The sequence below is a fragment of the Thioclava sp. L04-15 genome (assembly GCF_002020275.1).
In the GTDB taxonomy this organism is placed as follows: domain Bacteria; phylum Pseudomonadota; class Alphaproteobacteria; order Rhodobacterales; family Rhodobacteraceae; genus Thioclava; species Thioclava marina.
This window is the reverse complement of the sequence record NZ_MPZW01000007.1, coordinates 153262-164286: the sequence shown is the minus strand read 5'-3', so window position 1 is coordinate 164286 and position 11025 is coordinate 153262. Positions and strand designations below refer to the sequence as shown.

The window sequence follows — 11025 nt, the reverse complement described above, 5'->3', positions numbered from 1 at the left end:
CGCCCGGCGGTGGAAATCGCCGGGCACAGTTTTTTCAAGTCTCAAGATCTTGGTGGGAGGATCACATGAGCAACAAGCGTCGCCGTTTCCAGGCCAGCGAAGAGGCGGTCTCCGAGCGCCTCGGCCGCTATCGCGGGCTGATCGCCTTTCTTCTGGGCCTGTCCTTCGTCATCAGCCTTCTGGCCCTGACAGGCTCGTTCTACATGCTTCAGATCTACGACCGGGCGCTGACCAGCGGGTCGGTTCCAACGCTGCTGGCGCTCTCGGTTCTGGCGATCGCGCTCTACCTGTTCCAGGGCCTGTTCGACGTGCTGCGCAATCAGATCCTCGTGCGGGTCGGCGCGCGGATCGACAACCGTCTGGCCCCCCTCGCCCATCGCGTCGCGATCGAAATGCCGCGCTTTGGCTATTCCACCTCCGAGGCGCTCGAGCGTGGCCGCGACGTCGACACGATCCGCAGCTTCGTCTCGGGCGCGGGCGCAATCGCGCTTCTGGACCTGCCCTGGATGCCGCTCTTTCTCGGTTTCGTTTATATTCTGCACCCGCTTCTGGGCCTGATGACCATCGGCGGCGCCTGCGTGCTGATCACGCTGACGGTCATCACCGAGATCCTGTCGCGCCGCTCGGGACGCGATCTGCAAAAGGCCTCCGTCACCCGTGCGATGATCGCCGACACCAACACGCGCAATGCCGATGTGCTGCATGCGATGGGCTTCGGGCGCCGCGCTGTCGAACGGTTCGACACCGCCAATGCCGAGCACCTGCGCCTGCACGCGCGCACCAGCGACATCACCGGCACGCTCAGCGGGCTGTCGAAGGTCACCCGGATGATGCTGCAATCGGCGCTTCTGGGCCTCGGCGCCTATCTCACGATCGTGGGAGAGCTCTCGCCTGGCGCGATCATCGCCTGTTCGGTTGCCGCCTCGCGCGCGCTCGCGCCGGTCGAGATGGCGATCGGCAACTGGAAAGGCTTTGTCGCCGCGCGGCGCAGCCACATGCGGCTGCGCGACACGCTGGCTACCATCGAGGACGATGGCGAGATGGTCGAACTGCCCGCCCCGGTCGAGAACTTCTCGGTCGAGGGGATGACGGTCGTCGCACCGGGCTCTGGCGCCGTCCTGCTGGGCGATGTGAGCTTCGATCTGAAGGCGGGCGACGGACTTGGCCTGATCGGGCCGAGCGGCTCGGGCAAGACCACGCTGGCCAAGGGGCTCGTCGGGGTCTGGCCGCTTCTGCGCGGACATGTGCGCTTCGACGGAGCGGCGCTCGACCAATGGCACCCCGATCATCTGGGCAGGCATATCGGATACCTGCCGCAAGAGGTCTCGTTGATGGAGGGCACCGTTGCCCAGAACATCGCGCGCTTCGCCCCGGACGCAACTCATGAAGACATCGTCGCGGCGGCGAAGGCGGCGGGGGCGCATCAGACGATCATCCACCTGCCCGATGGCTACCAGACGCAGCTTGGCCCCTTCGGCAAATCCCTCTCGGCCGGCCAGCGCCAGCGGGTGGGTCTCGCCCGCGCGCTGTTCGGCAATCCGTTCCTCGTGGTGCTCGACGAACCCAATTCCAACCTCGACGCCGAGGGTGAAGCGGCGCTGAGCAAGGCCATCGCCTCGGTGCGCGCCCGTGGCGGGATCGTGGTGGTGATCGCGCATCGTCCGAAAGCGCTCGAGGCGGTGAACCTGGTGGGCTTCGTGCAGGGCGGCAGGCTCGTGGCCTTCGGTCCCAAGGACGAAATCGTGAATCGCTCCGTGGCGACCAAGCCGTTGCCGAAAGCCAAATCCAAATCGCGCGCCACCCCTGCCCCGGTGCTTGATACGCGCGAACAGGCGGTGGGGTGAACCATGGACCGCGACGCTCTCGAACTCGGCATTCCGGACGACGAAGCGGCCACCGCTCCGCACCAGAAATATCGCACGGGCGAAGACCGGCGCGTCTGGACGGGTCGCGCCGCGATTGGCTTGCTTGCACTTGCCTGGGGAGTGGTTGCAAGCAAACTGTTCGTGCCCGAGGGCGCGAAGGCCGAGGGCGTCGAGGCTCATTCCGGGACCCCACCCCATGAGCCCGACGCCCCGGCCAGTCCAGGCGAGAGCGCAGTCTACCGTCACATTCCTGAAATGCCTCCCTCCCGGGATGCCGAGGGCGAGGAAGATGTGTATGAGGCCCTGCCCGACAACGTGATCCTCTTTCCCGGCGTCAAGCCTGCGCCCTTCGCGCTGTCGCCTCAGCGCTGGCATGCCACGCGCGCACCTGCGATCGAGGCAGGCGAGGATACGCTGTTCTTTCCCGATTCCATCGAGTTGGCGGAATTTGACCTTCCGAAATTGCCGGTCTTCACCTCGTCGCGCAGCGACGCCGCGCGCAAGTCGCAAAAAGGACCCGAGGGAAATGCCTCCACTCCGTCTGCGTCGGAGGGTCCGAATGCGCCCGACACCCAAGGCAACCGCGCCCCCGAAGCGAAATCGCCGCTGCGCCTGTCGCCTGGCTGGCGCGACGAGAGCTTCTTCATTCTCGCTGCCGTTCTACTGACCGGGGTCACCGATCCCGACGGCGACCCGCTCTCGATCCTGTCGATGCGCGCGGAGGGTGGCGAACTGATTGCCCACGCCGAGGGCGCTTGGCTCTTCAAGCCCGATCAGGGCTTCGAGGGCGAGGCGCAGATCACCTATCTCGTCACGGATGGCGAATATGCCGTCGAACAGACCGCAATGGTAGAAATCCTGCCACCCAATTTCCACGATATCGTGGGCACGCCGGAGGACGATCTCCTTGTCGGCACACCGGACCGCGATGCGATCCGAGGTTTTGAGGGTCGCGACATTCTCTACGGGCGCGAAGGCGATGACGTGCTCGACGGCGGTGCGGGCGATGACGTGCTGATCGGCGGCCTCGGAGCCGATGTGATCTATGGCGGAACCGGCAATGATATCGTCTTTGCCGGCGAGGGCGACGATCTCGTCTTTGGCGGCGCGGGCGATGACGCGCTGCATGGCGAGGCGGGCAATGACTATCTCGACGGCGGCGCCGGGGCGGACAGCCTCTTTGGCGGCACCGGGGCCGATCTGCTTCGCGGCGGCGACGGGGATGACTTGCTTGACGGCGGCGAAGGGGCGGACACCGTCTCGGGCGACGATGGTGCGGACCGGATCACGCTCGCCGCTGCCGAGGAATGCGAGGGCGACAGCTACGATGGCGGCGCCGATTGCGACACGCTCGATCTTAGCCGGATCGCTGAAGGTGCGCGCGTCGATCTTATGGCAGGCACGCTGTCGATCGGCGGGGCGCAGGCCACGATCTCGAACATCGAGAACGTCATGGCCGGGACGGGTGACGACGTGATCGTGGCGAGCGACAGCTGCAACGCCTTCACCGGCGGCGCGGGAGAGGATCTTTTCGTCTTCAACACCGTCGCCGCGGTCCAGAACAACGGCCAGGGCCATGACCGGATCACCGATTTCGAACCCGGCGACCGGATCGACTTCTCGGAGATCGACCCCGCAGGCGAAGGCTATGGCGATTTGCGCATGTTCTTCGCGGGCCGCGCCGGCGAGGTCGCAGAAGCCCGTGGCGGGGTCTTCATCGCCTTCGAATTCGACGAGGAGGACGCGCAGGAATTCACCATCGTGAAAGCCAAGTTCAGCCTCGACGAGGATGACGAGGACTATTTCGACTTCGAAATCGAACTCGATGGGCATCACGAGCTCGACGAAACCTGCTTCGTCTTCGACACCGAAGACAGCGCTTAACACCTGAACCGACATCCTGTGGGGGGATAAATCGATGACCAAGGTTGATACCGCAGAGACGCAACTCTTCTCGATCCGCGCCCGGATCCTTTTCGCGACCGTATTCCTCGGGGCTCTGATCCTCGTCGGCGGCGGCTGGGCGGCGCAGGCGAAACTCTCCGGCGCGGTAATCGCGCATGGACAGGTCGCGGTGAAATCCCAGCTCAAGGTGGTCCAGCATCCAGATGGCGGGGTGATTCACGAGATCCGCGTCGACAATGGTGATCGGGTTCAGGCGGGCGATGTGGTACTGCGCCTCGACGATACGCAGCTGAAATCCGAACTCGGCATCGTGGAGACCCAGATCCGCGAGCTCGCCGGCCGCAAGGCGCGGCTGATCGCGGTGCGCGACAGCACTGAGGACATCGTTTTTCCCGCTGGCTTCGGAACCAGCCCCGAGACCGCTGCGATCGCCGAGGGCGAGCGTCGGCTGCTGCTCCATGACCGCTCGATGCAGGCCCTGCGGCGCGATCAGCTGCTGTCCCAGATCGACCAGTTCGATGATGAAATCCGTGCGCTGGAAGCTCAGAGCCATTCGAACGGCATCGAGCGCAAGCTGCGCGGCGAGGATCACACCCGCCTGTCCAAACTGTTGAAGAAAGGCCTGACCGAACAGGGCGCGATCACCGAGGTCGAGCGCGACATGGCGCGGCTTGACGGGGTGGCGGGCGAGATCGAAGCGAATATCGCCCGCGTGAAGGGGCAGATCAGCGAGTCCAACCTGCGCATTCTCGAGCTTGACCATCAAGCCCGCACCGCGGCGCAAAAGGAACTGCGCGACATCGACGCGCAACTGGCCGAGCTGCACGAACGCGCCGTGGCCGCGCGCGACCGGCTCTCGCGCACCGAGATCCGCGCTCCGATCGCGGGCGTGATCAACGAGCTGGGCGTGCATACCGTCAACGGCGTGATCGCGCCGGGCGAGCGGGTGATGGCGATCGTGCCCGATGGCGAGCTGATGGTCGAGGCGCGCCTGCCGATCACCGACATCGATCAGGTCATGCCCGGTCAGGCGGTCCGCCTGCGCTTCTCCGCCTTCAACCAGCGCACGACCCCCGAAGTCGCGGGGATGGTGCGCGTCGTGGCCGCCTCGGCCACCAAGGACGAATCCGGCGCAAGCTACTACCTCTGCACAGTCGCGATGACCGAAGCGGCGCAGCTGCCCGATGGCCGCAAGCTGATGCCGGGCATGCCGGTCGAGGTCTTTTTCCAGACCGGCGAACGCACCGCGATCTCCTACCTGCTCAAGCCGGTCGCCGATCAGGTGCACCGCTCGATGCGCGAGGATTGAGGCCGCAGCCGTCTTCGGCGGGCGTCAAACGCAAATGATGCGAACCCTATTTACCAGGGACGGCCGCGCGGCGTCTGCGGACTACCATGGGTTTTGAAACAGCCAAGGGTGCCGCCACGCACTTCCCTAGCCCCAGACTGATCCGCACCGAATTCTTGCCCTTCTATAGGCCTTGGGCAAATCACGCGCCGTCATCGGCAAGCGCTGCATTGCCGGTCACGCATGGCAGCAGCGGCGCGTAGAGACGCTCTTCGAGACGCCGGACCACGTTACCGAGTGCGCTTTGCAATGTCCCGGGGCCGACGGTCACGTGCGTCCTCTCTCGTTCTGGTCCCCGCGTGATCTGTGAAAATCCGACCGAGAGCCTTTCGAGCATTATTCCCCAATCCGGACCAATCATCGGATCAGGCCCTTCCGCAAGCGTAACCGCCCCTCGGCAGGGTAGCTTCATACCTTTTTTCTTGTTCTTTTCAGAGCGGCCTCGCACCGCTTGTATCGGAGCGGCGCATTGAACTGCGTCGCCATGGAGACCTGCCCCCACGCTTCTGGCAATGTCTTCCCCGCCGTCCCCCTCACCGGCTCTCTGATGATCGTCCTGGACCTGTCGATCATTTTCACAGGTCAGCCGGAGGGTGCGCGGACGTTGGCGTTTGGCCCGGTGGCGCTATCCGAGGTTCGCAACGCCTATCGGCTGAGCTTCGGGGGGCGATGCTGATGGCCGCACGGCTGTGCGATATCCTCGAACGGCGCGCGAGCGGCGCAAGGGAACGGCGCGACGATCCGCTCACCTGCGGAGTTTGCGGGTCTTTCCGCAACCTTCCGGGAAGGTGAAGGAGTTTCGCGCGCCTTGGTGTGATCTTCGCTGGTCGCCGGTGCAGGCGCACGTGTCGGGCCCGTGCTGGTGGTATCTTCGCGGGTCTCCTGAACTGGCGTCTTGGGTCGGTGACAAACGTTTCCGTCGGCCTCACCCTCTGCTTTGCGACCGGGCGCGTCATCGGCACAGGCGAGCGCCATGAGGGCCGAGCCGATATCTCGGGAGCAATCGTCTCGAGCGTCGGCACGACCGCGCTGACCTTCGTCACCGCGCCGCACGTACCACGCCTTGCACGCCCGATCTGACATGCCGCTGCGCTCGGACAGGCTTTCCTCGAAACGGTCGGCGCGATCCTCACCCTCGTCTGTATCTGCACCGACGAGCGTCGGCGGACCGTCAGACCTTGACCGGGGGATAGATGCAATCCGCAAGCGAACTGCGGTTGAGATCAGCGATGAAGGCAGCCTCGGCAGCGGCCAAGCGCGCCTTGAGGCGACAGTGCGGCGTCAATGTGCAGGCGGCGCCACCGGGCAGGAAACACTCGACCAGCGCCTGATCTGCCTCGAGATAGGCAACGACGTCGCCCAGAAGGATCTCCTCGGGCCGCCGCGCGAGCACCGCACCGCCGCCGCCGCCGCGCCGCGTTTCGAGATAGCCTGCAGCCGACAGCGACGAGATCACCTTTGCCAGATGATTTCGTGAAATACGGAACTCTTCCGCCAGCTCCGCGGCGGTGAACGGTCGATCAGGGGTGCCGGCCATCCGCATGAGGACGCGCAGTCCGAAGTCGGTGAAGGAGGTGAGACGCAAAGGCAGCTCCGTGGTTTGGTATTTACAATGCGCATTGAGCAGGTGTAATGCGTAACTCAAATACCAATTCCCGAGAGAATCCGCAATCTCGGACGCCACGCCATGACAGCCGCTCGCGGAAGATCTCGACGAACGCAGCAGCCTCGAAAACGAGGGGCTCTTTTCACGGATCGAGGCAGCCATGCACTCGCTCGGACAAGAAACGGCAAGACGATGATCCACTCACTCCCTTCCGTCATTTTCGCCCGGCCGTCCCGGCTCGGATCGCCTGCGCGCGCAACCCGAAAGCCCCAGCCATGAGTACGGGCGACGATACACTCCCCCGCGCCGCCGACCCGGGCACGTCCGTGCTCGCTCGCCTCTCTTGCGTGATCGTGCAACCCGTCCTGACCCGGGTGGTCAAGCGTGTCGCCAAACAGCACCCGTCTCTTTTCTCGCGGCTCGGTCCACATCAGGGGACCGACTTCGTGATCGATCCGGTGGAATTGCCCTTTGCCCTGCACCTGCGACCAGATCCGCAAGCGCTGGTGTTCCGGGCCGTTCCGCGCAATGCGGCGCCCGAAGCGGGGGCCACAATTCGAGGGAAGTTCATGCTGCTTCTGGAGTTGATCGACTCCGAAGAGGACGGAGATGCCGCGTTCTTCTCCCGCGATCTGGAGGTCACGGGCGACACCGAAGCCGTCGTGCGGCTTCGCAACGCACTCGACGATGTCGATGGGTCGATCGCCGAGGAAACCGCCGAGATGTTCGGCCCTGCTGGCCGCGCCATTCTGGCAAGACTACGCCGCGCCTATCCAACGTGAAGAAAGGACCTCTCGTCCCATGAGCCTCGCCGAACTGATCTGCCCGGCCGGCACGCCTGCCGCCCTGCGCACCGCCGTCGATGCCGGCGCCGATGCGGTGTATTGCGGCTTTCAGGATGCCACCAACGCCCGCAACTTTCCGGGGCTGAATTTCACTCCGGACGAACTGGCCGCTTCGGTCGCCTACGCGCATGAGAAGGGCACCAAGGTTTTACTGGCTTTGAACACCTACCCGCCTGCGGGCAAGGTCGATCTGTGGCGAAAGGCAGCCGATACAGGCGCGCGGCTTGGGGTCGATGCCTTCATCGTCGCGGATACGGGCGTGGCCGACTACATCGCGCGCACCCATCCCGGTGTCCGTCTGCACCTGTCAGTTCAGGCTGCCGCCTCCAGTCCCGAGGCGATCCGGTATTATTGCGAGAATTTCGACGTGAAGCGCGTCGTGCTGCCGCGCATCCTGACGATCCCCGAGATCCGCGAAATCCGCAAGGAAATCCCCTGTGAGATAGAGACCTTCATCTTCGGCAATCACGGGCTGATGGTCGAAGGGCGGTGCAGCCTGACAAACTACCTCACCGGGCAATCGACCAACATGGACGGGGTGTGCTCTCCGGCCTCGGACGTCGAATACAAGCGCCACGCGGATGGCTCGATGTCCTCGCAACTCGCGGGGTTCACCATCGACTGCTTCGGGGCCGACGAAAAGGCAGGCTACCCGACAATCTGCAAGGGGCGCTACACGGCGCCGCACCGCTCCGAGCCATATTATGCCTTCGAGGAGCCGATCAGCCTGAACCTTTCCCGGCTGCTTCCCGACCTGATCGACGCCGGCGTTCACGCCTTCAAGATCGAGGGACGCCAGCGCTCGAAGAGTTATGTCCGAGGTGTGGTGTCGGCCTTCCGGCAGGCCGTTGATGACATCCGCGCGGGTCGAAAGGCGAATATCGCCGATCTGGTCGCCCTGACCGAGGGCCAGAAACAGACCCAGGGCGCGTTCGAGACAAAGAAATGGCGGTAAACGATATGACGAAATTGACCCTTGGACCCATCGCCTATCACTGGTCCACCCAGACGCGGCGCGACTTCTACGCTCGTGTCGCCGACGAGGCGCCGATTGACGAGGTCTATCTGGGCGAGGTCATCTGCTCGAAGCGCGCGCCGTTTCACGAGGCCGATCTGCCTGCCACGATCGAACGGCTGGAACGCGGTGGCAAGACGGTGATCCTGTCTTCGCTGGCCGAGGTGATGTTGAAGCGCGAACGCAAGGCCACAGCCGATCTGGCCGCCATGGAAGCGCCCGAGATCGAGATCAACAACGCAGCGGGCCTGTTTGCACGAGGCAAGCGCCCGCACCGCATCGGCCCGTTCATGAACGCCTATAATGAAGCGACCATCGCCTGGATGGCGGGCCGGGGCGCGACGCATGTCTGCCTGCCGACCGAAATGCCTGCCCCGGCGATTGCTGCGGCCGCTGCGGCGGCACGCGAGCTTGGGCTCGGGGTGGAGGTGCAGGTGTTTGGCCGTGCTTCGCTTGCGGTGTCCGCAAGATGCTATCATGCGCGCGCCCATGGCCGGACCAAGGACAACTGCCAGTTCGTGTGCGAAGAGGATGCGGACGGCATGCCCTTGCGCACCACTGATGACCGCCCGATCCTTCGCGTGAACGGCATCCAGACCCAGTCAGAAAGCTACATCGACCTGTTGCCCGAAGCCGGACAGATGATCGAGAACGGCGTCACCCATTTGCGGCTGATGCCTCAGGCAGTGGATATGGTGGCGGTGGCCACGGCGTTCCGCGACGTTCTGGATGGCACCCGCAGCTTGACCGAGGCGGAGAGCATGCTGCGCCAGATTTGCGACGGGATTTCGTTCTCCAACGGGTTCTACCACGGTCAGGCGGGATATCGGCGCATTGCCGCTGCCGCGGCAGGCTGATCGCGGCAGGGTGCGAACACAGCTCGATCTTCGGAACGGCATCGGACGATGTGTCATCGCGGGCCCGTTCGGCGACTCTCTGAATTCCTATGGGCGCGCCTGTCGCGACAACCCTACATGGCCCCCAACAGACGCCGGATGTCGGAACTGAGCCTTCCGCCCTTCAAACCCGCTTCGCGAGGAATGCCGCGGCAAGGTCGGGGGTGGCGATCCGGGGATAGTCCGCTTCGGCAATCGCGACACCGAAACGTTTGCTGAGTGCAATCACCAGGTTCAGGATATCCATCGAGTCGAGCTCGAGATCGTCCTGAAGATGGTCCGAACCCGCGATCTCGGCGGGATCGAGATCGGGGGCGACACGCACGAGCTCCTCGATATAGGCGCGACGGATTTCGTCTTCGGTCATAACTCCTCCGGTGTTTGCAGCTTCGCGTCGAGCGCGGTCAGGAATTTCGAGCCCAGTCGCCCGTCGCTCACGCGGTGGTCCGCCGCAAGCGTTAGCGTCACGGCCTGCGCGGCGATCACCTGTCCGTCGCGCACCAGCGGCTGGGCACCCGGTGCACCTGCGGTGACGATGGCGACCTGCGGCGGCACGATGATCCCCGCCATCGCCTCGACCCCGCTTTCGCCAAGCGCGGAGAAGGTGAGCGTCGCCATGCTCATCTCCGAGCTCTTGAGCCTCCCGGCACGGGCGCGCATGGTGAGATCGCGCATCGCCTCCATCAGCTCACGCAGGCTCTTCTGGTCGGCGTCGAGGATCGCGGGAGCGACGAGGCCACCACCCCGAAGCGCGATGGCGAGGCCGAGATGGATTGCCGCAGAGGGTATGAACCCATCCGCCCCATAATGGCCGTTCACTGCCTTTTCCTCGCGCGCCGCCAGCGCCACGGCCTTCATGAGGAGCGCGCCCATCAGGAGCCGTTCCTCCGGAGGGCGGTCCGCATTGGTGGCGCTCAGCCAGTCGGTCGCAGCGGTGAGATCGACCGTGTGGGTGACGTAATAATGCGGTATTTCGCGTTTGGACCGGGCCATCGCGGCGGCGATCGCCTTGCGCATCTCGGCGAGATAGGCGCCGCGCTCGGGCTTCGGGCTCGGTTGCGCAGCGCGCGCGACCGCCTCGACATCCGCCAGAACGATCGCGCCGCCCGGGCCGCTGCCGGTGAGGCTTTCCAGTGCGATCCCCAGTTCCGCAGCGCGCCTCTTCGCGGCAGGAGATGCGGGGGTCCCTGTCGGCGCGGCGGCGGTTGGAACGACTGGGGGCACCGGCTTTGCAACGGGTGAAATCGCTTCCGCACCGGCCTGCGGCGCAACTGGCGCCGCGACGTCCGAAGGTTCTTCCCGCGTCTCTCCCGGCGCACGGATAATCGCGAGCGGCGCGCCCACGGGCAGGCTCTGCCCGAGTTCGGCCACCAGTTTTTCGACTACGCCATCCTCGAAAATCTCGATCTCGATCGCGCCTTTCTGGGTCTCGACCACGGCGACGATATCGCCGTGCTGAACCGGGTCTCCGGGTTTCACCAGCCATTCGACCAGCGTGCCCGCCTCCATATCCGCGCCGAGCGAGGGCATCTTGAAGACCGCCAT

The 11025-nt window shown here is 64.8% G+C and carries 11 protein-coding genes; 7 read left to right on the top strand and 4 right to left on the bottom strand.

The window, feature by feature from the left end; all coding sequences use genetic code 11:
• Positions 1-65: 65 nt before the first annotated feature.
• The 3 genes from BMI90_RS15150 to BMI90_RS15140 are packed head-to-tail and all read left to right on the top strand — an operon-like array spanning position 66 to position 5079.
• On the top strand, positions 66-1844 hold the full coding sequence (locus BMI90_RS15150; protein ID WP_078530333.1) for a type I secretion system permease/ATPase: 1779 nt from the start codon (positions 66-68) through the stop codon (positions 1842-1844).
• A 3-nt stretch (positions 1845-1847) separates the two neighbouring features.
• Complete coding sequence (locus tag BMI90_RS15145) at positions 1848-3749, top strand: cadherin-like domain-containing protein (RefSeq protein WP_078530332.1); 1902 nt, start codon at positions 1848-1850, stop codon at positions 3747-3749.
• Between the two features lie 34 nt (positions 3750-3783).
• On the top strand, positions 3784-5079 hold the full coding sequence (locus BMI90_RS15140; RefSeq protein ID WP_078530331.1) for an HlyD family type I secretion periplasmic adaptor subunit: 1296 nt from the start codon (positions 3784-3786) through the stop codon (positions 5077-5079).
• A 181-nt stretch (positions 5080-5260) separates the two neighbouring features.
• On the opposite strand, the gene BMI90_RS19085 is transcribed toward BMI90_RS15140, so the two are convergent.
• Entirely contained in the window at positions 5261-5389 is a 129-nt protein-coding gene (locus BMI90_RS19085) for a hypothetical protein (protein ID WP_281251075.1), read from the bottom strand.
• A 632-nt stretch (positions 5390-6021) separates the two neighbouring features.
• Here BMI90_RS19085 and BMI90_RS18810 point away from each other — a divergent pair.
• Entirely contained in the window at positions 6022-6198 is a 177-nt protein-coding gene (locus BMI90_RS18810) for a hypothetical protein (protein WP_158521757.1), read from the top strand.
• A 91-nt stretch (positions 6199-6289) separates the two neighbouring features.
• On the opposite strand, the gene BMI90_RS15130 is transcribed toward BMI90_RS18810, so the two are convergent.
• Positions 6290-6703 (bottom strand): Rrf2 family transcriptional regulator, encoded by a 414-nt coding sequence (locus BMI90_RS15130; RefSeq protein ID WP_078530329.1) that lies wholly within the window; start codon positions 6701-6703, stop codon positions 6290-6292.
• A gap of 296 nt (positions 6704-6999) precedes the next feature.
• On the opposite strand from BMI90_RS15130, the gene BMI90_RS15125 reads away from it, so the two are divergent.
• The 3 genes from BMI90_RS15125 to BMI90_RS15115 are packed head-to-tail and all read left to right on the top strand — an operon-like array spanning position 7000 to position 9441.
• Positions 7000-7506, top strand: coding sequence for an SCP2 sterol-binding domain-containing protein (locus tag BMI90_RS15125; RefSeq protein WP_078530328.1), 507 nt, complete (start codon positions 7000-7002; stop codon positions 7504-7506).
• 19 nt (positions 7507-7525) lie between these two features.
• Complete coding sequence (locus tag BMI90_RS15120; RefSeq protein ID WP_078530327.1) at positions 7526-8524, top strand: peptidase U32 family protein; 999 nt, start codon at positions 7526-7528, stop codon at positions 8522-8524.
• A 5-nt stretch (positions 8525-8529) separates the two neighbouring features.
• Complete coding sequence (locus BMI90_RS15115) at positions 8530-9441, top strand: U32 family peptidase (RefSeq protein ID WP_246831560.1); 912 nt, start codon at positions 8530-8532, stop codon at positions 9439-9441.
• 163 nt (positions 9442-9604) lie between these two features.
• Here BMI90_RS15115 and BMI90_RS15110 read toward each other — a convergent pair whose 3' ends face one another.
• Together BMI90_RS15110 and BMI90_RS15105 are read right to left on the bottom strand one after the other, a co-directional pair.
• A complete protein-coding gene (locus BMI90_RS15110) occupies positions 9605-9847 on the bottom strand; it encodes an acyl carrier protein (RefSeq protein WP_078530325.1) in 243 nt (80 codons plus the stop codon).
• Positions 9844-11025, bottom strand: a complete 1182-nt coding sequence (locus BMI90_RS15105; RefSeq protein WP_078530324.1) for a dihydrolipoamide acetyltransferase family protein — start codon at positions 11023-11025, stop codon at positions 9844-9846. Before BMI90_RS15105 ends, BMI90_RS15110 begins: the two co-directional genes overlap by 4 nt.

Bases quoted from the DNA above. Each gene is read 5' to 3' on its own strand.
- BMI90_RS15140 (WP_078530331.1), top strand. From the start codon at position 3,784: ATGACCAAGGTTGATACCGCAGAGACGCAACTCTTCTCGATCCGCGCC.
- BMI90_RS15115 (WP_246831560.1), top strand. From the start codon at position 8,530: ATGACGAAATTGACCCTTGGACCCATCGCCTATCACTGGTCCACCCAG.
- BMI90_RS15120 (WP_078530327.1), top strand. From the start codon at position 7,526: ATGAGCCTCGCCGAACTGATCTGCCCGGCCGGCACGCCTGCCGCCCTG.
- BMI90_RS15150 (WP_078530333.1), top strand. From the start codon at position 66: ATGAGCAACAAGCGTCGCCGTTTCCAGGCCAGCGAAGAGGCGGTCTCC.
- BMI90_RS15110 (WP_078530325.1), bottom strand. From the start codon at position 9,847: ATGACCGAAGACGAAATCCGTCGCGCCTATATCGAGGAGCTCGTGCGT.
- BMI90_RS15125 (WP_078530328.1), top strand. From the start codon at position 7,000: ATGAGTACGGGCGACGATACACTCCCCCGCGCCGCCGACCCGGGCACG.
- BMI90_RS15105 (WP_078530324.1), bottom strand. From the start codon at position 11,025: ATGGCGGTCTTCAAGATGCCCTCGCTCGGCGCGGATATGGAGGCGGGC.
- BMI90_RS15145 (WP_078530332.1), top strand. From the start codon at position 1,848: ATGGACCGCGACGCTCTCGAACTCGGCATTCCGGACGACGAAGCGGCC.